This window comes from Devosia sp. MC1541 (assembly GCF_012847305.1).
Taxonomy (GTDB): Bacteria; Pseudomonadota; Alphaproteobacteria; order Rhizobiales; family Devosiaceae; genus Devosia.
Genome location: NZ_JABBDZ010000005.1, coordinates 135,536 through 155,592 on the forward strand (window position 1 = coordinate 135,536; position 20,057 = coordinate 155,592).

Annotated in this window: 20 protein-coding genes and 4 tRNA genes; 22 read left to right on the forward strand and 2 right to left on the reverse strand. The window is 57.2% G+C overall.

What is annotated here, in order from left to right; translation table 11 throughout:
* Positions 1 to 5: 5 nt before the first annotated feature.
* The 11 genes from HKD40_RS07920 (at position 6) to HKD40_RS07970 (ending at position 9,312) form a co-directional block, all read left to right on the forward strand.
* On the forward strand, positions 6 to 1,232 hold the full coding sequence (locus HKD40_RS07920; RefSeq protein WP_169195193.1) for a hypothetical protein: 1,227 nt from the start codon (positions 6 to 8) through the stop codon (positions 1,230 to 1,232).
* 147 nt (positions 1,233 to 1,379) lie between these two features.
* Positions 1,380 to 2,027, forward strand: a complete 648-nt coding sequence (locus tag HKD40_RS07925) for a TetR/AcrR family transcriptional regulator C-terminal domain-containing protein (protein WP_248306511.1) — start codon at positions 1,380 to 1,382, stop codon at positions 2,025 to 2,027.
* Positions 2,028 to 2,055: 28 nt separating this feature from the next.
* The gene (gene ilvC, locus HKD40_RS07930) at positions 2,056 to 3,078 is read left to right on the forward strand and encodes a ketol-acid reductoisomerase (RefSeq protein ID WP_169195195.1); all 1,023 of its coding nucleotides are present in this window, start codon (positions 2,056 to 2,058) and stop codon (positions 3,076 to 3,078) included.
* A gap of 58 nt (positions 3,079 to 3,136) precedes the next feature.
* The gene (locus HKD40_RS07935) at positions 3,137 to 3,856 is read left to right on the forward strand and encodes a hypothetical protein (protein ID WP_169195196.1); all 720 of its coding nucleotides are present in this window, start codon (positions 3,137 to 3,139) and stop codon (positions 3,854 to 3,856) included.
* An 88-nt stretch (positions 3,857 to 3,944) separates the two neighbouring features.
* Positions 3,945 to 4,406 carry a GFA family protein gene (locus HKD40_RS07940; protein ID WP_169195197.1) on the forward strand — a complete coding sequence of 154 codons (462 nt, stop codon included), beginning with the start codon at positions 3,945 to 3,947 and terminating at the stop codon, positions 4,404 to 4,406.
* Positions 4,407 to 4,408: 2 nt separating this feature from the next.
* Complete coding sequence (locus HKD40_RS07945; RefSeq protein ID WP_169195198.1) at positions 4,409 to 4,906, forward strand: heme-degrading domain-containing protein; 498 nt, start codon at positions 4,409 to 4,411, stop codon at positions 4,904 to 4,906.
* A complete protein-coding gene (locus HKD40_RS07950) occupies positions 4,903 to 5,778 on the forward strand; it encodes a PhzF family phenazine biosynthesis protein (protein WP_169195199.1) in 876 nt (291 codons plus the stop codon). The genes HKD40_RS07945 and HKD40_RS07950 overlap by 4 nt, the downstream gene beginning before the upstream one ends.
* Positions 5,779 to 5,826: 48 nt before the next feature.
* Complete coding sequence (locus HKD40_RS07955) at positions 5,827 to 6,294, forward strand: GNAT family N-acetyltransferase (RefSeq protein WP_210257055.1); 468 nt, start codon at positions 5,827 to 5,829, stop codon at positions 6,292 to 6,294.
* 136 nt (positions 6,295 to 6,430) lie between these two features.
* Positions 6,431 to 6,568, forward strand: coding sequence for a hypothetical protein (locus tag HKD40_RS07960; protein WP_169195201.1), 138 nt, complete (start codon positions 6,431 to 6,433; stop codon positions 6,566 to 6,568).
* A 115-nt stretch (positions 6,569 to 6,683) separates the two neighbouring features.
* On the forward strand, positions 6,684 to 8,243 hold the full coding sequence (locus tag HKD40_RS07965; RefSeq protein WP_169195202.1) for a 2-isopropylmalate synthase: 1,560 nt from the start codon (positions 6,684 to 6,686) through the stop codon (positions 8,241 to 8,243).
* A 124-nt stretch (positions 8,244 to 8,367) separates the two neighbouring features.
* The gene (locus HKD40_RS07970) at positions 8,368 to 9,312 is read left to right on the forward strand and encodes an endonuclease/exonuclease/phosphatase family protein (protein WP_169195203.1); all 945 of its coding nucleotides are present in this window, start codon (positions 8,368 to 8,370) and stop codon (positions 9,310 to 9,312) included.
* Here the strand turns inward: HKD40_RS07970 and HKD40_RS07975 are convergent.
* Positions 9,297 to 10,409 carry a pyridoxal phosphate-dependent aminotransferase gene (locus HKD40_RS07975; protein ID WP_169195204.1) on the reverse strand — a complete coding sequence of 371 codons (1,113 nt, stop codon included), beginning with the start codon at positions 10,407 to 10,409 and terminating at the stop codon, positions 9,297 to 9,299. The two genes, HKD40_RS07970 and HKD40_RS07975, sit on opposite strands and share 16 nt — an antisense overlap.
* A 458-nt stretch (positions 10,410 to 10,867) precedes the next feature.
* Between HKD40_RS07975 and HKD40_RS07980 the strand changes: the two genes are divergently transcribed.
* The 8 genes from HKD40_RS07980 (at position 10,868) to HKD40_RS08015 (ending at position 15,101) form a co-directional block, all read left to right on the forward strand.
* The gene (locus tag HKD40_RS07980) at positions 10,868 to 11,083 is read left to right on the forward strand and encodes a hypothetical protein (RefSeq protein WP_169195205.1); all 216 of its coding nucleotides are present in this window, start codon (positions 10,868 to 10,870) and stop codon (positions 11,081 to 11,083) included.
* Positions 11,084 to 11,186: 103 nt separating this feature from the next.
* A tRNA-Lys gene (locus tag HKD40_RS07985) sits at positions 11,187 to 11,262 on the forward strand.
* Positions 11,263 to 11,316: 54 nt separating this feature from the next.
* Positions 11,317 to 11,392, forward strand: a tRNA-Lys gene (locus tag HKD40_RS07990).
* 59 nt (positions 11,393 to 11,451) lie between these two features.
* Positions 11,452 to 11,527: transfer RNA gene (locus HKD40_RS07995), tRNA-Lys, on the forward strand.
* Positions 11,528 to 11,586: 59 nt separating this feature from the next.
* Positions 11,587 to 11,662, forward strand: a tRNA-Lys gene (locus tag HKD40_RS08000).
* A gap of 193 nt (positions 11,663 to 11,855) precedes the next feature.
* Positions 11,856 to 12,545 carry a YjbE family putative metal transport protein gene (locus HKD40_RS08005; RefSeq protein WP_169195206.1) on the forward strand — a complete coding sequence of 230 codons (690 nt, stop codon included), beginning with the start codon at positions 11,856 to 11,858 and terminating at the stop codon, positions 12,543 to 12,545.
* 112 nt (positions 12,546 to 12,657) lie between these two features.
* The gene (locus HKD40_RS08010; protein WP_169195207.1) at positions 12,658 to 13,833 is read left to right on the forward strand and encodes a peptidoglycan bridge formation glycyltransferase FemA/FemB family protein; all 1,176 of its coding nucleotides are present in this window, start codon (positions 12,658 to 12,660) and stop codon (positions 13,831 to 13,833) included.
* Positions 13,830 to 15,101, forward strand: coding sequence for an oligosaccharide flippase family protein (locus HKD40_RS08015; protein WP_169195208.1), 1,272 nt, complete (start codon positions 13,830 to 13,832; stop codon positions 15,099 to 15,101). The genes HKD40_RS08010 and HKD40_RS08015 overlap by 4 nt, the downstream gene beginning before the upstream one ends.
* On the opposite strand, the gene HKD40_RS08020 is transcribed toward HKD40_RS08015, so the two are convergent.
* A complete protein-coding gene (locus HKD40_RS08020; RefSeq protein WP_169195209.1) occupies positions 15,098 to 15,661 on the reverse strand; it encodes a hypothetical protein in 564 nt (187 codons plus the stop codon). The two genes, HKD40_RS08015 and HKD40_RS08020, sit on opposite strands and share 4 nt — an antisense overlap.
* Positions 15,662 to 15,850: 189 nt before the next feature.
* Here HKD40_RS08020 and acs point away from each other — a divergent pair, with 189 nt between their 5' ends.
* From acs to HKD40_RS08035, 3 genes are all read left to right on the forward strand, one after another.
* On the forward strand, positions 15,851 to 17,800 hold the full coding sequence (gene acs, locus HKD40_RS08025; protein WP_169195210.1) for an acetate--CoA ligase: 1,950 nt from the start codon (positions 15,851 to 15,853) through the stop codon (positions 17,798 to 17,800).
* A gap of 206 nt (positions 17,801 to 18,006) precedes the next feature.
* The gene (locus tag HKD40_RS08030; protein WP_169195211.1) at positions 18,007 to 19,089 is read left to right on the forward strand and encodes a glycoside hydrolase family 3 protein; all 1,083 of its coding nucleotides are present in this window, start codon (positions 18,007 to 18,009) and stop codon (positions 19,087 to 19,089) included.
* Positions 19,090 to 19,184: 95 nt separating this feature from the next.
* On the forward strand, positions 19,185 to 19,964 hold the full coding sequence (locus HKD40_RS08035) for a UDP-2,3-diacylglucosamine diphosphatase (RefSeq protein WP_169195212.1): 780 nt from the start codon (positions 19,185 to 19,187) through the stop codon (positions 19,962 to 19,964).
* The last annotated feature ends 93 nt before the right edge of the window (positions 19,965 to 20,057 follow it).

The following is a 20,057-nucleotide window of genomic DNA, read 5'->3' on the forward strand; positions in this document are numbered from 1 at the left end:
ATAAAATGACACGACAGCAGGTTGCGCCAATTCTAGTGACCGCCGATACGGCGATATCTTTGCCTTCGCTGGACATCTCCAAAGGCGAGAGCGGCTTCGATGAAGCCAAGATACAGGATCTGATCCATCGATTCCCTGGGTGCTTGCCGATTAGGGAAATTGATCCGGCGTATTCAGACCCGATCGCGATATGCAGGGAACTGAGCACACGCGCTGGGCCGATCGATAACTTTCTTGTCACGGCATCAGGATTGCCAGTGCTCGTCGAGTGCAAACTTTGGCGCAATCCAGAAGGGCGGCGTAAAGTCGTTGGTCAAATATTGGACTATGCCAAAGAGCTTACCCACTGGACCAGCTCAGACGTCGAGCGTGAGGTAAGCAGGAGGATCGGCGCAGATGGCATCACTTTGCTCGACCGAGTCCGGGTGCACGCTCCAAATGTAGATGAAATTGCTTTTAACGATTCTCTTAGCCGAAACCTTAGGCGTGGACGCTTCCTATTATTGATTGTTGGTGATGGCATCCGTGAAGGCGTCGAGGCTATCGCTGAGTATCTAGAGCGCTACTCTGGCCTGCACTTCTCGTTAGGCCTAGTCGAATTGCCGATCTATGAATTGCCGTCAGGTGAAAAACTGGTCGCCCCACGGGTCCTGGTGCGAACCAAACTCGTTGAGCGACAAGTCGTTGCGCTGCCAGATGGGATGACACTCGTTGATGTTGCCGACGAGGAGGAGCACGAAGCGAGCGTCGTTGAAAAAGAGTGGGACGCGACCGCGCATGATCGTTTCTTGTTCTGGTCCGAATTTCTGCCGTATTTGGAGCTCGATGACAAAGAGCAAGCTATTCCTAAAGCCTCTCGGGCCGGCTATTTGGCGTTCACCCTGCCAGCAAAGGGCGGTTGGTTGACGGTCTACCGAGAAAAACTGAAGAATCGCGTTGGTGTCTTTCTCTCTGCGACGAGGGACACTGTGGGTGAAGCGGCAATGTTTGCTGTCGTCGAGGATGAAGCAGCTATTTTGAGGGAGCTTGGTGGCACAGCAGAGGTCATTGAGCGAGATGGCCGCCGTACGGTCTCGGACAGTAAGGTATTCACCGATTTAACTTCCCCGGTTGATCGGCACCAAGCATTTCTCTGGCTTGCCGAGCGCACAAATACGTTCATCAATGTCCTGAGGCCTCGTGTACGGGCGGTCGCGCAGGATGCGGCCGAAGACCGTGGGGCCTTATACTAGCCCACGGTATTCGGAGCGCCGCTGCCATGGTGTTGTAGCTCTTTTGATAGAAAGCTTAAGAATCCACTTGCTTCGAACCGTACCGTACGGTACGCCATCGAACGGATTAACGCCGATGCGTTCGGTCAACGCGTGGAAGGTATGGTCGTGGCACTCGCCATCAAGGTCAACGAAGAGACGTTTACGCCCCGCCAGCAAGCAGTGCTGACGGCCGCGCTCGATCTTCTGGTCGAGAACGGTGACGGGCTGACAATGACAGCCGTGGCGCGTCGCGCCTCGTGCTCGAAGGAAACCCTCTACAAGTGGTTTGGCGACCGCGATGGTCTGCTCACTGCGACAGTGCAATGGCAGGCCGCTAAGGTGCGTATGCCATTTGTCGACCGTAGCCATTTGTCGCTTAAAGCGCTGCGCACCAGCCTTGAGGCTTTTGCGCGCGATCTGCTGATGACCATTATCGGCGAAGTGTCTGTCACGCTCAACCGGACAGCCATTACCCATGCGGCGCAGGAGAAGGATTCTCTGGGCAATATCGTGCTCGAGAACGGTCCTTTGGCCATTCGCCGCCGCCTTAAACCCATTCTGGAAGCTGCGCGTGACGCGCGCCTTCTGCGGTTCACCTCTAGCGAAGAGGCATACCGCACTTTCTTTGGTCTTGTGGTTCGAGATGTGCAGATCCGTCTGCTGCTGGGCGACAAGGCCCTAACAAGCTCAAATGTCGAAGAAAACGTCGAAGCCGACGTTAAAGCTGCGACAGATCAATTCTTGGCCCTTTACGGGGCAAAGGCCAATACATAAACAAACCGCTTTCCGAGGGAGACTCCCAATGCGCGTATATTACGATCGCGACGCCGATCTGAACATCATCAAGGCCAAGAAGGTCGCCATCATTGGTTACGGTTCGCAGGGCCACGCCCACGTTCTGAACCTGCGCGACTCCGGCATCACCGACGTTGTCGTCGGTCTGCGTCCAGGTTCACCATCTGCTATTAAGGCAGAAGGCGAAGGCCTCAAGGTTATGTCGGTTGCCGACGCGTCCGCATGGGCAGACGTCATCATGCTGCTGACCCCAGATGAACTCCAGGCCGATATCTACAAGAAGGACATCGAGCCAAACATCCGTGACGGTGCAGCTCTTGCTTTCGCACACGGCCTGAACGTTCACTTCAACCTGATCGAACCAAAGTCGACCGTTGACGTGATCATGATCGCGCCAAAGGGCCCAGGCCACACCGTTCGCGGCGAATACGTTAAGGGTGGCGGCGTGCCATGCCTTATCGCTGTTCACCAGGACGCTTCGGGCAATGCACATGACATCGCTCTGGCCTATGCTTCGGGTGTTGGTGGCGGCCGTTCGGGCGTTATCGAAACGAACTTCCGCGAAGAATGCGAAACCGACCTCTTCGGCGAACAGGCAGTTCTCTGCGGTGGTCTCGTTGAGCTGATCCGCGCGGGCTTCGAAACCCTCGTAGAAGCTGGCTACGCACCAGAAATGGCTTACTTCGAGTGCTTGCACGAAGTAAAGCTGATCGTCGACCTGATCTACCAGGGCGGCATCGCGAACATGAACTACTCGATCTCGAACACTGCAGAATGGGGCGAATACGTCACCGGTCCGCGCATCATCACTTCGGAAACCAAGGCCGAAATGAAGCGCGTTCTTCACGACATTCAGTCGGGCAAGTTCACCTCCGAGTGGATGCAGGAAATCAAGTCTGGTGGCGGCGCACGCTTCAAGGCAACCCGTCGTCTGGCTGACGAGCATCCAATCGAAGCAGTTGGTCACCAGCTGCGCGACATGATGCCATGGATCAAGGCCGGCGCACTGGTCGACAAGGCAAAGAACTAATAGAGTTCGAGGGCGGGAGATAAAACTCCCGCCCTTTTTGTATCTTCACTTGGTGCCCATGACCTCTGTATTCCCGATCTCTGCCGTCGATATTCGGTTCAGCCCTGAGAACTGGCCGCTCCCGCAGGCCATTCGAGAGGCCGTTGGCGAGACTTGGGCCCGGCAGCTTCAGGAAAACCCACATTTGTGGGACGGGCGCATGATTTGCGTGTCGGTTCCGCAAATAGACGGTAATGGCGTCTTGCACGCGACCGCCTATGAAGATGCCTTTTCCGCTTTTATGACCTGGCGCGAGCAGGGCTTCCCGGAGATTGGGCTACGCAATCTCTTTGGCTCTGCGCTGATTATCACCACCGATAATGCCGTTATTCTGGGCGTCATGGGTGCCAACACCGCCAATGCCGGTCGTATCTATCCGCCAGCAGGCTCGCTTGAGCCGCGTGACGTTCTGCCCAACGGGTCGATTGATTTGCGGCGCAGCACTGAAATCGAGTTGATGGAAGAGACTGGCCTCTCCTATGCCGATGGTGTTGAGGGAGAAATGGTTGCCGTGTTTGATGGCCCGCGCGTTTCCGTCGCTCGCGCCCTCTACTTTCCGCACACAGCCGAAGACATGCTCGCGACCATCCGCGCCAATCTGGACATGCAAGAAGAGCGCGAGCTGGCCGATGTTGTTGCCGTGCGCAGCAAGGCCGAGCTTGAAGCGTTTGGCGAGCCTCTGCCTTATGTGGCAGCGCTGCTCTGGGCCTTCGAAACCGGCGGCTTTATTCGTCCCTAAAATCCCCTCGCAGGAGATCAAAAAGCCGCTACAACTGGTGGTGCAAGTCAGCGCGGGGAGTCGCTGGCTGATCGTCTGGAGGGGCGAGATGGCACTACCAAGATTTCCGGTTTCGGGTGGATGCAGCTGCGGGCAAGTCCGCTACACGCTGAGCGCGCCGCCCCTGACCGTCTATAATTGCCACTGCAAAGACTGCCAGCGCGCGTCCGGCTCGTCATGGGGCATGCCGGTCGTTGTTCCGGATGCGAGTTTTTCTGTCACCGGCGAGGTTGTCACATATCGGCGCACCGCCGACAGCGGCAATGTTATTGCCATGAACTTTTGCTCCACCTGTTACAGCTGGCTCTGGAACGATCCTCAAAGCCCCGGTTTCCGCATTGTGCGCGCCGGGACGCTCGATGATATCAGTTGGGCCAAGCCAGTCGGCAATATCTGGACGGATAGCGCTGCGTCTTGGGCGCCCATTGATCCAACACTTGTCAATTTTCCAAAAGGCCCACCGGGCCGCGAACCCCTCATCCAGGCATGGGCGAGGGCGAACGAGGTTTGAATATGACCAAAGACGACGAAATTGCCCTAGTGAAACGCCAAGAACTTGAGCTGGTGCTGCCGGCTTTCAACGAGAACGTCGCTTATGACATCGGCACGGCGATCCGGGCCCGCGCGCTGGCGGAAGGCCTTGTCCTCGTCTGCGATATTCGCACTTGGGACCGCCAATTGTTCTTCACCGCGATTGAAGGGACGGGCGCAGACAATGCTGAATGGGTCCGTCGCAAGATCAATTCCGTGCGCCGTTTCCAGCGCGCATCCTACCGCCTCGTGCTTGAGCGTGGCGAAGTGCCATTCTCGCCGCAGTCAGGTGCCGATCCGGCTGATTATGTGATTGCGGGCGGAGGTTTCCCGGTTCGCGTACCGGGCGCAGGCATTATCGGTACCATCACGATTTCGGGCCTGCCAGGCCGTAAGGATCATGGCGTTGCCGTTGATGCGCTCTGTGACTATCTGGGCAAGGCGCGCGGTGACTATGCTCTGCCGGAGACTGCAGCGTGAAACGCGATTACCTGCTTCTCGACGTCTTTACCCGCTCGCCTTTGCGCGGCAATCCTCTCGCTGTCCTTACCGATGCCACGGGGTTGTTGGACGACGAGATGCAGGCCATTGCCAAGGAGTTCAATCTCTCCGAAACGGTGTTTTTCCTCAAACCTGTGTCTGAGCGGAATGCGGCCTCGATCCGCATTTTTACGCCCACGCAGGAGTTGCCTTTTGCCGGTCATCCGACCGTTGGTGCCGCTGTCGTTCTCGGCCTCAACGGTCGAGGCGGGGTGGTTCGGATTGAGGAGCAGATAGGGCTCGTTTCAGCTCTCGTCGAAAAGATCGACCACCGCACAGGCTCCGCGCGCTTTACCCTGCCGAAGTTTCCCGAGTTTGTCGGCGATCTCCGCGATACGCTCACTATCGCACAGGCGCTAGGTCTTGAGCCGGAAGATATCGGTTGCGAGTTCTATAAGCCTGCAGGCTACTCGGCGGGTAATCCCTTCCACCTCATTCCGGTGCGCAGCACGGAAGTGCTCAAACGCATCGAACCCAATGCGCTGATCTGGGAGAAGGCTTTCCCCTTCGCGCGGAACTCGGCCTATATTTTCACCCTCACGCCCAACGAACCCGGCGTCGACATCGCCGCGCGCATGTTCAACGCTCGCCTCGAGGACCCCGGCACGGGCTCCGCCGCTGCCGCTCTCATCGGCATGTTGGCCACACAGCTCGGAGACAATGAGCATGCTGATTATGGTCTTCGTCAGGGCCATGAAATGGGCCGGCCGTGTCGAATGACCATCCACATCAAGAAAGAGGCTGGGGCACTGACCCACGCGGCCATCGGTGGCGACGCGGTGATCATCGCCTCCGGCACACTGGAGCTTTAGGGGAGGGGCTGAATTCGCCTCTCTATTGCAACGCACAGGGAGATGAACATGGCGATATCCGCAAGCACCATACGCTTGGCAACGGCCGACGATCTTGCGGGTCTCGCCATCCTCTATCGCCAGCTGCATCCCGATGACCCCGTGCTGCGCGCAGATACGCTCAAAGCAAATCTGGCGCGTCTTGCCGTCATGCCGGGCAGTGGCGTGTTCATCGCCTTGGTCGACACCCAGATTGTCGCAACCGTAACCGTCGCGATCGTGCCGAATCTCACCCGCGGCGGTCGTCCGTTCGCTTTGCTTGAAAACGTCGTCACCCACGCCGATTTCCGCAATCAGGGGTTAGGTCGACACCTCCTCAGCACCGTCATCGACCACGCCTGGCTCGCCGACTGCTACAAGATCATGCTGCTCACCAGCTCAGAAAAGCCCGAAGTCCTCGGTTTCTATGCCAATTGCGGCTTTGCAAATACAAAAACCGGCTTTGAAATGCGCCGGGTCAGCAAATGGCAAGAATAACCCAGTTCATAAAATCTTCCTGATCCGGCTCGTTATTTTTCAAGCCTCTCTGCTGCTAATCGAACGCATTTTGTCACATTGGTCTTGCAACGTGCTTTCAGTTCGCGCATTGTTGGAATTATCAGAAGCCGTACTCTTGGGTACTCGTATGCAGCGCAACCGCGCCAAAGCCATTGCAGTCGCTCAGCAGCAGGTCAACCAGACCAAGCTCGCGATTGTTGCTGCGCTGTCGCTGCTTCCACTACTTCTCCTCCTTCTTATCAGCCCCTGGTAACCGACAGCTCGATTTTGCGAGCGGGTGGTCAGGGGAGTGCGCATCTTAAACCGAACAGAGATTTTGTCCGGTCCAGTGAGCCTTTGCGCCCGGGCCGATAAGAAAAGAGACTAGTATGACCGCTGCAACCAATTCCAACAAAGAACGCGTCTTCATCTTCGACACCACTTTGCGTGATGGCGAGCAGTCGCCTGGCGCGACGATGACGCTGGAAGAAAAGCTGCAGGTTGCCGAAACTCTCGACGAAATGGGCGTCGACATTATCGAAGCCGGTTTCCCGATTGCCTCCAACGGCGACTTTGAAGCCGTTGTCGCTGTTGCCAAGCACGTCAAAAACGCGCGCGTTGCCGGTCTCGCTCGCGCCATCACTGCCGACATTGATCGCGCAGCTGAAGCTGTGCGCCACGCCAATGCAGGCCGCATTCACACCTTCGTTTCGACCTCGCCGATCCATCTGGCCCACCAGATGAAGAAGACCGAAGACGAGGTGATCGAGATCATTGCGCGCACCGTGGCGCAGGCTCGCAACCTCATCGACGACGTCGAGTGGTCCGCCATGGACGCGACCCGCACGCCAATCGAATTCCTGATGCGCTGCGTCGACACCGCCATCCGTGCTGGTGCGACCACCATCAACCTGCCGGACACGGTTGGTTACGCTGTGCCGGAAGAACATTTCCGCATGTTCAAGACCGTCATTGAAGGCGTGCCGAACTCGGACAAGGCGATCTTCTCGGTTCACTGCCATAACGATCTGGGCATGGCTGTTGCCAACTCGCTCGCCGGTGTTGCCGGTGGCGCGCGTCAGATTGAATGCACGATCAACGGCTTGGGCGAACGTGCTGGTAATGCGGCCTTGGAAGAAGTCGTCATGGCGCTGCGCACTCGCGGCGACGCGATGCCTTTCTATTCCGAGATCGAAACCACACACCTCTCGCGGGCCAGCCGTATTGTGGCAGCGGCTGCGAATTTCCCGGTTCAGTACAATAAGGCCATCGTCGGCAAGAATGCCTTCGCGCATGAGAGCGGCATCCACCAGGATGGCATGCTCAAGAACGCTGAAACCTATGAAATCATGACCCCGGCGAGCGTCGGCATTAAGGAAACCACCTTGGTCATGGGCAAGCACTCGGGCCGCGCTGCGTTCAAGGACAAGCTCAAGGAACTGGGTTACGAGCTGGGCGACAATGCCTTCCAAGAAGCCTTCCAGCGCTTCAAGGATCTGGCTGACCGCAAGAAGCACGTTTACGACGCTGACCTTGTAGCGCTGGTTGATGACGAAGTCGGTTCGGCTGGCGATCGCATCAAGTTGGTTGACCTCGAAGTCATCTCCAAGACCGGTGGCATTCACAAGTGCAATTTGACGGTCACCATTGAGGGCGAAGAAAAGTCAGTGACCTATGAAGGCACGGGCTCGGTTGACGCGATCTTCAACGCCATCAAGCTGGCCGCAGACGCCAACCCGCATCTGGTTCTCTATGCGGTTGACGGGGTAACCGGCGGCACCGACGCGCAGGCATCGGCACACGTTCGCCTCGAAATGAACGGCCGTATCGCCTCGGGCAATGCTGCCGAGCCTGATACTCTGGTGGCTTCGGCCCGCGCTTATCTCAACGCACTCAACCGTGTTGTCATCGAGCGTGGTGCTGCCGCACAAGGCGCGCTGGCAGGCTAATCGCTTTTAAACACGCAAGTGTCATTATGGGCCTCGGCGATAAGCCGGGGCCTTTTGTTTTGCGCACTTGCACTGAGCTGTCGAAACTGGTCTAGCCGGTCACTCGGGTGATGATGGAGTGTTGATGCTCAAACGTGCAGAATTCCGCGGCGCCATGCTGGCGCTAGGTTTGGTTGTGCTCGGTCTGCTCGGGTTGATCTGGTATTTGCCGGGCCTGCCGGGCGAGCTCTTGCTCCAGACCCTGCGCTTTCACATCCTCGGGCTCGGCGCGATTTTTGCCATCGGCGCGATGATCGCTGGCGCGCGTCTGCGCGGCACGCTCCTGCTCTTCATCATGATCGCCGGTGCCGTTCACAGCGTCACCTATGTCCGCGACTACCTCGGGCGTCGTCCGCCGATTTATGAAGCGCCCAAGGCAGAATTCTCGCTGGTCTCGTTCAATGTCTTGTTTGACAATCCCACGCCTTCCAAGCTTGTGGATGGCATTCTGGCCAACCCGCCCGATGTTGCCCTGATCTTGGAGAGCCCCGGTATCAGCCATCAGTTTGATCGGCTCAAGCGCGCCTTGCCCTATAGCGTAGGCTGCGAAGAGGGCAGGGCGTGCGATATATCGCTTCACTCAGCTTTGCCGATGGCAAATGCTCGTGTGCAGCGCTTGCCCCCATTCTCCCGCGATCGTCTCGTCTCTGCCGAACTGACGCTCAATGGCGAGACCGTGACCATTGTCGGCGTGCACCTCTCCAAACCCTATTTTGATGGGGCCTCTTGGGTTGAGCTTCAGGCCGTCGGCGAGTTCCTCAAGACCATCGAAGGCCCAGTCGTCATGGCGGGCGATTTTAATGCCGCCCCTTGGTCCGATCCGCTGGCCACTCTGGCCGCCAATCAAGGCCTTGCAATCGGCGGCTGGCCCTCGGCCACTTGGCCTGTCAATCTCGGGCTGCTCGGCGTGCCAATCGACAACGTCTTTTCGCGTGGCAATGCGCGTATAAAAACCCTAGAGGCGGGTGATCCTCTAGGGTCCAATCATTTGCCGTTGCGCGCAGAAATCAGTCTTTACGCGTCGCCCTGAGCCTGCTTGAGCGCAATGGGCAGCGCTGCAGCGAAAATATCCATCTCGCGCTCAGACCCACAGCTGACACGGATACACCGATCATGCCCCGGCGATCCGGGCTTGCGGATAAACACGCCCTGTTCGGCCAGCGCGTCGAGCACGGCCTTGGCAAACGCGCCATCGCGCTTGCAATCAATGGTCACGAAATTGGTCGCCGATGGAATGGGGTTTAGCCCGTGTTCTCTGGCGATGGCGTAAAGACGCTCACGCGACGCATCAATCGAGTTTAGCGCCCACTGCAAGTGTGCTTCGTCCTGCAGCGCAGCGAGGGCCGCCGCTTGGGTCAGGCGGGTAATACCAAAATGGTTGCGGATGCGGTTGAAGGCGCGGGTTAGGCGCGCATTGCCAATGGCATAGCCACACCGCATCCCAGCTAGGCCATAGGCTTTCGAGAAGGTTCGCATGCGCAAGACATTGGGGCGCGACGTGTCGATGGCGGGCATTGTGCCTTCGGGCGCGCATTCGCCATAGGCTTCATCGAGCACGATGATGCAGTCTTCGGGCACAGCATCAATAAACGCCTGAATGGTTTCGGCAGGCCACCACGTCCCCATCGGATTGTCCGGATTGGCGAGATAGACCATTTTCGCGCCCACTTCGCGGGCCTTTGAGGCCAAAGCGATTGGGTCTTCATGGTCGCGCATATAGGGGACGTAGTGCAAATCCCCGCCATAGCCCGACACATGATAGATAAACGTCGGGTAGCCACCCGCCGCCATAACCACCTTATCGCCCGGTGCGATAAACAGGCGAACGACCCAGCTCATCAGCCCGTCAATGCCCTCACCAATGGTGATTTCGTCTGGCGAGACCCCGAACTTGGCGGCGAGCGCCTGCTGCAGCTCAAAATTCTCTGGGTCGCCATAAGACCAAACACTGTCGGCATTGTCGCGAATGGCTTGCAGCGCTTTTGGGCTCGGGCCAAAGACGGATTCATTGGCGCCGATACGCGCGCGCGTCTTAATTCCGGTCCGCCGCTCAATCGCTTCGGGCCCGACAAAGGGTACAGTTTCGGGCAGAGTATCGACCACTGCGGTGAATGGCGGGACGGGCACAGGGCTATTCCTTCGTACGAATCGTCCCCCAGTCTACCCTCAGGCAAGCCACCCCGACCCCAGGTTTTTCGTCGCTGTTCTCTTCACCTCTCCCTTCGGGGGCTTCGCAGCGTGAAGAGATCGCTCCGGTGGACCGATCTTAGCGGAGAAGGCCGTGAGAGCTACGCTCGAATGGCTTGGTCGGTGCGTCGCGTCGGGTGAGGGGCCCACCACACCTCCAACCACACCCTAAACCCCTGAAATATCACAGGTCAAAACGCACCCCAAAACCCCACCTCTCGCCCCCGTGATTAAACTCATCCGTATCGACAAATTTTACATACCCACAGCACTTTACTGGAATCTGTCGCATTTGACTTAATCTACGTCGGACAGTGCAACAGCGCTGCAACTTGGGTCAGGCAAATTCGCGCCTGTTTCAACCAGTGTCTTCTCCAAAACTCATTGCGGAGCCTCCTATGCAATCATCGCATCTGCTCGCACGTGACTACCTGTTGCGCGCCGTGTCCATTCTCGAGGGGGATGACGACCGGACTGAAGAGATTCGATACATCATCGCGCGCACGGTGACGCTGTTGGAAGATCAGCAGGCGCAGCTGTCCACCTTCGGCGCCAATGTCGTTGAAATGTCAGACTATTCCTATCTGCGGTGCCGAAAAGCGCAGCCTGCCTAACTCTCAGCAAAGTTATACACATCCAGCATTTTTCACGCTGGACAGTCGGAAACTCGCTTGTTACATAGCACCCACTTTGGTGACGGCGGTTCACACCGCCTTCGGGTGCATAGCTCAGATGGTAGAGCAGCTGACTCTTAATCAGCGGGTCCAAGGTTCGAGCCCTTGTGCACCCACCAAAGTCTAAATCTCTTCATTGAGGTTTTGTTTCTTGGCTCCGGCCAAACCCTTTCGGGTGCATAGCTCAGATGGTAGAGCAGCTGACTCTTAATCAGCGGGTCCAAGGTTCGAGCCCTTGTGCACCCACCAAGGTTTTCTAACCTCGGTGGTCCGAATACGAAGGGATGAGAAATCATCCAAACCCTTACGGGTGCATAGCTCAGATGGTAGAGCAGCTGACTCTTAATCAGCGGGTCCAAGGTTCGAGCCCTTGTGCACCCACCAAGGTTTTCTAACCTCGGTGGTCAGAATACGAAGGGGTGAGAAATCACCCAAACCCTTACGGGTGCATAGCTCAGATGGTAGAGCAGCTGACTCTTAATCAGCGGGTCCAAGGTTCGAGCCCTTGTGCACCCACCAAGGCCTTCAGGTCTTCGTGGATTTTCTAATCTTAAAATTCTGTTCTGGCCGCACGATAGCCTCTTAATCGAGGCTCTCGGCTCGCCCTATGCGCAAGTGTCATGGCTTGTGTGTGATCTGTGCCTGACAAAGAGCATTCCCAGTTTAGCCGAGCAGGCGTATAGCGCTGCCAATACTCTGGGACAATTTTTCGATGTTTGGCATAGACTCGAGTTTTCTGTCATCGCTCCTGCAAGTAATTTTTATCGATCTCGTCCTCGCTGGTGATAACGCGGTGGTCATTGGTTTGGCCGCGGCCGGGCTAGCCTCCGACCTGCGTCGTAAAGCAATTCTCATCGGTATTCTGGCCGCTACGGGACTGCGCATTATCTTCGCGTTGATCACCACCGAGCTTCTCTCTCTGGGCGGAGGCTTGCTCGTTGCTGGGGGCGCGCTGCTGTTCTGGGTTTGCTGGAAAATGTACCGCGAACTTAGTGTTTCTCATCAGGATGAAGTGGAGGCGCATGAAGCCCTCGACAACGCTGATATCAATGCTGACGGACGTGTTGCCGGCAAGGCGCCAAAGAAAACCCTTCGGCAGGCGGTGACCCAGATCGTTATCGCCGACGTGTCCATGTCGCTGGACAATGTTTTGGCGGTAGCCGGCGCAGCGCAACATCACATCGAAGCAATGGTCTTTGGTCTGGCGCTGTCTGTAGTGCTCATGGGCGTCGCGGCGTCTTTTATTGCGCGCCTCCTGCACAAGTTCCGCTGGATCGCTTGGGTTGGTCTACTCATCATTCTCTTTGTCGCCGTTCGGATGTTGCTCGAGGGCGTTGGTAGCTTTGTTGCTATCCCGGAAATTCCGTTCCTCTACACGCCGCATGTGGCGGCTGCACATTAAGAGTTGCGAAACGATAGTGAAAAGCTCTCTGGGCTTTCACTGGCGCAGTAGGAATTTAAACATGTGAGCGTTTTATCTTCCGGATGTTGAATGCCGTCCGGAAGATGTTTTTATGTCCGCTGCAGTTAGTTCTGTTGATCGCGTCGAGATGTTGCGTCCGAGCGGCGCGCTTCGGGCGGATACTATCGAGCTGACACGTCGGCTGGTCGGTGCCGATGATTGGGATGCGATCATTTCGGGGTTCGACACGGTCTGTCAGGAGCAGATCTTTGCCTTTGCGCAAATGCGCTGGCCCTCCGTCATTCTGGAGCCCAATCTGTTTTACGTCGGCAATGTGCCGGTTGGTGGTGTGCTGATCATGATTCAGCGCTTGCCCGGTGGGCTATCCTCTATCGCCATTGCCAAGTGGGCGCCGATGATCGCTGACACCCAGCATCCAGAAGCTGATGCAATTTATAGCGCTATGGTGGCAGCGCTGAAGGCCGAATATGCCGATAAGCGCGGGATGTTGGTGTCGATCCTTCCCCATGCCAGCACCGATCCGCACAATGCTGATTATGCTGCACTGCGCGGGGCAGGGTTCAAGCGCGGCTATGCGCTCACCTATCCCGATCGCTATCTCGTCAAATTGCAACTCTCAGAGGGTGAGCTGCGCGCTAGCTTTGATCAAACCTGGCGGCGCCAACTGAACAAGTCTGAGAAAAACAATCTGCGCTTTGAACCCGCTCCGCCCGAACAGCTTGGCGCGTTCAAGTCGCTCTATGCCGCTATGTCAGAGCGTAAGTTGTTCCCCGATTTTTCTGCTTTTGACACGCTGGATAAGCTCTTTGCGCTCGATCCTGCGCTGCGCCCGGCGCTGTTCTATGTCTACGAGGGTGACACGCTCGTAGCGGGCGCGGTCATTTTTAAAGCTGGCAAGCGCGCCGTTTATCTCTATGGCGCGACGAATGCTGCGGCGCTGCCTTTGCGCGCGGGCTATTTCCTCCACTTCCACATCATCCAATGGCTCAGCCAGAACACAGATGCCGATTGGTATGATCTCGGCGGGACCGATGGCTTCCTCGGCCTCCATCAATTCAAAAAAGGCATGGTGGGGTCGCGTGGCGTCATTACCCCGGTTCCTCCTGTGGTCAATTATGCCTCCAACCCTCTGGCCTATGCTTTGGGAGTTGGGGCCTTGAGCGCCCGGGAGATGCTTCATCGCCTGCGCCGCACCCTCAGTCGCGCCAACCGCAATATTGCCCAGTCCGATCAACCATTACCGCCCTTGGATCGACAGTTTTCATGAGTTTTGTCGGACGGCTCGCGTCGCAGTCGAGCATTATTTTTGCCAGTCGCCTTGCGGGGGCAGGGCTCACCTTTATCGTCCAGGCGCTGATTGCCCGCGCATGGGGCGCAGCGATCCTTGCGGACTATATGCTCGCTATTGCAGCGGTAAATCTGATCGCCTGCTTTATGCCCTTAGGCTTTCAGACCATCGGCACTTACTTCGTTGCCGAATATGCGGCCAAGCGCGAAACCGGAAAACTCGTCGCCTTTATCAAGCGCGCTTATGCCCATGTCGCGATCTGCTTCGGCGTTGTTCTGGTGCTGGCGCTTTTGGGGCAGGGCGCGCTGCATCTGCCCATCGTCATTCTGGCCTGTGCCACTGCGGTCAACTACATCAGTGGTGCTGTGCTCGTGGGCCTCAAGCGCCCCTATGCGGGCTATTTCGCCGATAGTCTTTTCCGCCCGATGATGGTGGTTGCCACTTTCCTCGTTTGTCTCACCTTCATCGAGCAACCGACCGAAGGCTTCACCACCTTGCTGTGGGCCATTGCGTTCGGTTTTCTGGCGATTGCCGCACTGCAGTTCGCCTATGTTCTTGCGATCCTGCGCAAGCTTCCCATTGCGCTTGAGCCCTCACAGCCCGAAACCCGCCGTTGGTGGCGCTTTGCCCTACCTTGGGTGATCATTGGTCTAGCCACCGATTTCTTCTTCGACATCGACCTTCTGCTGCTCTCGACCCAGCTGAGCAAAAAGGATCTGGCGATCTTTGGCGTCGTCAGCCGGATTTTCGTTCTGGTGTCTTTCGGCGTCGCTGCGGTCTATGCCGTCATTCTCCCCGAAATCTTCGAGCGCGAGGCCAATGCCGATCGGGCTGGCTTCTTGCGTAAAGTGGGGGAGGCCAATCTTGCTGCCAGCCTTGCGGCGCTGGTGATGCTGGTCGGGGTCATCATTTTTGGCCCCTTGGCGCTTTCAATCTTTGGTGAAGGTTTTGGCGCTGGCCTGTGGCCCTTGGTCTTGCTGTCGCTGGCCTTGCTGGTGCGCTCGCTCTTGGGGCCGGCGGCCATGGTGCTGTCGATCTATGATCACCCTTGGGCCAGCATTCCTGCCGTCATCATCGGCCTATCGGCGCTCGTCTTGGGCAATCTGGCCCTCGTGCCCGCCTATGGCCTCGTCGGCGCGGCCGTTTCGGCGTGCCTCGCCATTAGCCTATGGTCGCTGGTGCTCTGGCTCATCGCTTGGCGCGTCGCCAAGGTCGATGTCTCCATTCGCCAATATTTCGCGCGCTAGCCGCCGACCAACTGCCTGATCTGTTTCTTGAGACGGCCCAAACGCCCCATATAGCCACTGTCATAAGGCCCATCTTGGCGCGTGTAGAACTTTTCGATGACGAGATAGTCCTCGCCGAATATGTGCTTTTCCAGCAGCGCCGTTTCCCGATAGCCGTAGCGTTTGAGCAAAGCGCGCGCCACGGCATTGTCAGGCCGCACATAGGTATAGGCCTTGTGAAACCGGCCATTGTCCCAATGCTCGTCGAAGGCCCGCATGCCAAACATGCCCAGCTTGGTTTGCCGTGCCTCTGGGAATACCCAGGACCAATAGCGGAAGACTGCGCCGCATTCAGGACCTGAAACCATCGCGCCACCCGGCACACCGTCGCTACACATGATCATGATGTGCCACGGGTCAATCGCGAGCAAATTGCGGAGGAAGGTTTTGTCCAGCCGCGCCGCCTCATGGGCTTTGAAACGCTCTGAATAATGGGGTGACTCGTGGATCACCGCAGCCAACTGCCGATGCACGAGGCCGATATCTGCGGGCGTCGCCGCCCGTACTGTCATCTCTGCCATGAGCCTCCTCAATGGACGCGCTTCTTGGTGCGTTTCGCCACACTAACAGGTTAGCTGTTAATGGGTTCTCACCTGCCATTTCGGCAAGCCCCCATGCTGGTGTAAGACGGTCAGCGACTCCCACGGTACTTGCCGCATAGTTGCGGTGTCAGGTAGAACAGTTGTGGGAGAGACGAAGGGAGGATGCCTATGAGCGAACAGCTCGTATTCCAGCCAAGCGCTGAAGCACTCGCGCACACCCACACCAAGCAGGACCAATACCAGGCCGACTATCGTCGTTCGGTAGAAGACCCCGATGGTTTTTGGGCAGACCAGGCCAAGCGGCTGGATTGGGTAAGCTTCCCCAAGACAATCAAGAACACCACATTTGCCTATCCGGATGTCTCGATCAAATGGTTCGAAGACGGTGTCCTGAACGTTGCTGCCAACTGCATTGATCGGCACCTTGCCGAGCGTGGCGATGACGTTGCGATTATCTGGGAGCCGGACAATCCGGCCGACGAAGCACTACATATCACCTACCGCACGCTGCATGAGAAAGTCTGCCGCTGCGCAAACGTCCTCAAGAAGCTGGGCGTCAAAAAGGGTGATCGCGTCACCATTTACCTGCCAATGATTCCAGAGGCGGCCTATGCCATGCTCGCTTGCGCGCGCATCGGTGCGGTTCACTCTGTTGTGTTTGGCGGGTTCTCGCCGGATTCGCTGGCTGGCCGCATCAATGACTGCGATTCATCGCTGGTCATCACCGCTGACGAAGGCCGTCGCGGTGGCAAGACTGTTCCCCTCAAGGCGAACGTCGATGCTGCCCTGCAGAATTGCCCCGGCGTGTCCAAGGTTCTCGTTGTCGAGAATACGGGCGGCACTGTCGACATGAAGGGCGCGCGCGACGTCTGGTGGCATGAAGCCGCCGCTGGCGTTGAACCCTTCCATGACCCAGAGCCAATGAATGCGGAAGATCCGCTGTTCATCCTCTACACCTCTGGTTCAACCGGCAAGCCAAAGGGCGTGCTGCACACCTCTGGCGGCTATCTCACCTATGCCTCGCTGACCCATGAGCGCAGCTTCGATTATCGTCGTGGCGAAGTGTTCTGGTGCACGGCAGACGTGGGTTGGATCACTGGCCACAGCTACATCGTCTATGGCCCGCTCGCCAATGGCGCGACCACGGTCATGTTCGAAGGCATTCCATCTTGGCCAGACTCCAGCCGTTTCTGGCAGGTGGTTGAGCGTCATAACGTCAACATCTTCCACACCGCACCAACCGCCATTCGCGCGCTTATGGGTGCTGGTTCTGAATATGCTGATAAGCATGACATGCCTTCGCTGCGCCTTCTCGGCACTGTTGGTGAACCGATCAATCCAGAAGCATGGATGTGGTATCGCAAGCACATCGGTAAGGACCGCTGCGGCATCGTTGATGCGTGGTGGCAGACCGAGACCGGTGGCCATATGATTGCCCCGTTCCCAGGTGCAACACCGACCAAGCCGGGCTCGGCCACCGTGCCATTCTATGGTGTTCAGCCGGTTGTGCTCTCGCCAGAAGGCAAGCTGCAGGATCAGACCAAGGGCGAAGGCGTTCTTGCCATCAAGGATTCTTGGCCGGGGCAGGCGCGCACCATTTGGGGCGATCATGGTCGCTTCGTTTCGACCTATTTCGAAACCTACAAGGGCTATTACTTCACGGGCGACGGCTGCCGTCGCGATGAAGACGGCTACTATTGGATCACCGGTCGCGTCGACGACGTTCTCAACGTCTCGGGTCACCGCCTCGGCACCGCCGAAGTGGAAAGCGCTCTGGTCGCCCATCCAAAGGTATCCGAGGCCGCTGTCGTTGGCTTCCCACACGACATCAAGGGGCAGGGCATTTATTGCTATGTCACGCTGATGGCTGGTGAGAGTTCCAGTGACGAGTTGCGCGCTGAACTGCGCAATTGGGTTCGTAAGGAAATCGGTCCGATCGCGTCGCCAGACTATATTCAGTGGGCTCCTGGCCTGCCGAAGACCCGTTCGGGCAAGATCATGCGCCGTATCCTGCGCAAGGTCGCCGAAAATGACTTTGGCGCATTGGGCGATACCTCGACCCTAGCAGATCCGGCAGTGGTGGATGATCTCATCGCCAACCGCCAGAACAAGGTCTAAAACGAAAAAAACGGGCGGCGACCCTGCGGTCTCCGCCCGAAAAGTATGATGGTTGTCGGATGAAAGGTTGAACATCCGGCATTGCGTCCACCTGGGGCCATTATCGCGCTTTGGTGCTGGCTCTGCACCTAAAAAATGCATTTTCACCACGCTATGGACATTTTTGACGGTCCATTTGCTCCTCTGCGCGTAACCAGGTGATTGCTTTGCTTCGAACTTTTGCGTTTATCGCTGTGCTTTTGGGTTCGGTCTCCGCCGCCGCAGCTGCCAGCCTTGCCGAAAAGGCGGGGCAAATGGTCGTGGTGGGCTTTGAAGGCACTTCCCCCAAGTCCAAGGGCGTTGTCGCCGTTACCGAGCAATTGGCCGAAGGGGCAATTGGCGGGGTCATGTTCTTGAAAAAGAATGTCTCCAGCCTTGCCGGCGTCGCCGAATTGAACGCCAGTTTTCGCGCTGCGTCTCCAGACTTAAAGCCCTTTATCACCCTCGACCAAGAGGGCGGGTCGGTAGAACGCCTGACCAAAGATGTTGGGTTTAAAGAAATCCCCAATGCGGCCCGGATTGCAGCGGTCAACTCGGTTGAGCAAGCCGAGATGATCTATGCCGAAATGGCGCGCGGCATTGCCGACGTCGGTTTCTCGGTCAATTTCGGCCCTGTGGCAGACCTCAATACCAATCTCAACAATCAGATCATCGCCAAGTTTGGCCGTGCTTATTCGGCAGATCCTGCGGTGGTGGCAGCCTATGACAGTGCCTTTATCCAAGCGCATCATGAGGCGGGCCTGGTGACTGCACTCAAGCATTTCCCCGGACACGGCTCGTCTACCGCCGATAGTCACGAAGGCTATGTCGACATCACCAAAACCTGGTCTGATGCGGAGCTTGAGCCTTATCGTCTCATGCAGGCGGATGGCTTGATGGACATGGTGATGGTCGGGCACCTCTATCACGCGGATTATTCCGACGCCGGGGATAAAACCCCGTCCTCTTTGTCCCGGCAGTGGATCGATGGCGTGCTCCGCAATGACATTGGCTTTGACGGCGTGGTCATCACTGACGATCTCGAAATGGGTGCAATCCGCGATCACTACACGCTCGAACAGACCGTGACGCGCGCTGTCCGCGCTGGTGTGGACGTACTTCTGTTTTCCAACACGGCCGAATATCGACCAGGACTGGGGAAAGAAATCCGCGACATCCTCGTTTCCGAGGCGGAACGCGACCCAGAATTTGCAAAAAATATTGACCAGAGTTACCAACGCATCCTCGCGTTGAAGTCGCGTATCCGTTGAGCTGGCGATTTAATTCTGACTTGCCTGCTTTTGCGTATTCAGCGATAGCGACCAGCGATAGTATAAGTTCTGCTTGAAACGAGGGCGCCTGGCTTATGGCCGAAGATCGTCAAACCCGACATGTCCGGGCGCTATTTCTGTCCGACGTGCATCTCGGCATGAAACCGATCCGCATCAAGCAATTGATCGACTTCTTGCGCGCCCACGATGCCGATATGATTTATCTGGTCGGCGACATTGTCGATGGCTGGCGCTTGGGCAAGCAGTGGCACTGGCCTGAAGAATACAATCAGCTGGTACAGATCATTCTCGACAAGGCCAAGGCTGGCGCGCGCGTCGTCTACTTGCCGGGCAATCACGACGAATTTTTGCGCGAATATCTCGGCACCTATTTCGGTGAAATCGAGCTGGTCGAGCGCACGATCCACACCTCCGCCACCGGAAAAACCTATCTCGTTATTCACGGTGATCAGTTCGACGTGGTGGTGATGAACGCCAAATGGCTCGCGCATGTCGGCGACTGGGCCTACAACGCAGCCCTGCGCGTCAACGGCGCCATCAATTGGGTTCGCCGTCGCCTTGGTTTGCAATACTGGTCACTCAGTGCATGGGCCAAGCAGCGCGTGAAAAACGCCGTTTCCGTCATCGGGCGGTTTGAGGAAGCCCTTGTCCATGAGGCCAAGGAAACTGGTGTCGATGGCGTCATCTGCGGCCATATTCACCTCGCTGACATGCACGACCGCTTGGGCATTCAATACATCAACACCGGCGATTGGGTCGAAAGCTGCACAGCCGTCGTTGAAAATCATTCCGGCGAGTTTGAGCTTATCCGCTGGACGGAGATGACAGCGACGACAGGTCGAAAACGCACCTAAGCGACTGAACTCTATCAATTTTTGGCGACCTCTGACTTCACCTCGTAAAATCTCCTTGCGTCAATTGAACTTCCGGCTCATGTAGGGTTTTGG

Excerpts from the sequence above, each read along its gene's own strand:
- HKD40_RS08015 (WP_169195208.1), top strand. The coding sequence starts at position 13,830 with ATGAGTTTTGTCGGACGGCTCGCGTCGCAGTCGAGCATTATTTTTGCC.
- ilvC (WP_169195195.1), top strand. The coding sequence starts at position 2,056 with ATGCGCGTATATTACGATCGCGACGCCGATCTGAACATCATCAAGGCC.
- HKD40_RS07935 (WP_169195196.1), top strand. The coding sequence starts at position 3,137 with ATGACCTCTGTATTCCCGATCTCTGCCGTCGATATTCGGTTCAGCCCT.
- HKD40_RS08010 (WP_169195207.1), top strand. The coding sequence starts at position 12,658 with ATGTCCGCTGCAGTTAGTTCTGTTGATCGCGTCGAGATGTTGCGTCCG.
- HKD40_RS07980 (WP_169195205.1), top strand. The coding sequence starts at position 10,868 with ATGCAATCATCGCATCTGCTCGCACGTGACTACCTGTTGCGCGCCGTG.
- HKD40_RS07955 (WP_210257055.1), top strand. The coding sequence starts at position 5,827 with ATGGCGATATCCGCAAGCACCATACGCTTGGCAACGGCCGACGATCTT.
- HKD40_RS07945 (WP_169195198.1), top strand. The coding sequence starts at position 4,409 with ATGACCAAAGACGACGAAATTGCCCTAGTGAAACGCCAAGAACTTGAG.
- HKD40_RS07965 (WP_169195202.1), top strand. The coding sequence starts at position 6,684 with ATGACCGCTGCAACCAATTCCAACAAAGAACGCGTCTTCATCTTCGAC.
- HKD40_RS07940 (WP_169195197.1), top strand. The coding sequence starts at position 3,945 with ATGGCACTACCAAGATTTCCGGTTTCGGGTGGATGCAGCTGCGGGCAA.
- HKD40_RS08020 (WP_169195209.1), bottom strand. The coding sequence starts at position 15,661 with ATGGCAGAGATGACAGTACGGGCGGCGACGCCCGCAGATATCGGCCTC.
- HKD40_RS07970 (WP_169195203.1), top strand. The coding sequence starts at position 8,368 with ATGCTCAAACGTGCAGAATTCCGCGGCGCCATGCTGGCGCTAGGTTTG.
- HKD40_RS08005 (WP_169195206.1), top strand. The coding sequence starts at position 11,856 with ATGTTTGGCATAGACTCGAGTTTTCTGTCATCGCTCCTGCAAGTAATT.
- acs (WP_169195210.1), top strand. The coding sequence starts at position 15,851 with ATGAGCGAACAGCTCGTATTCCAGCCAAGCGCTGAAGCACTCGCGCAC.
- HKD40_RS07920 (WP_169195193.1), top strand. The coding sequence starts at position 6 with ATGACACGACAGCAGGTTGCGCCAATTCTAGTGACCGCCGATACGGCG.
- HKD40_RS08035 (WP_169195212.1), top strand. The coding sequence starts at position 19,185 with ATGGCCGAAGATCGTCAAACCCGACATGTCCGGGCGCTATTTCTGTCC.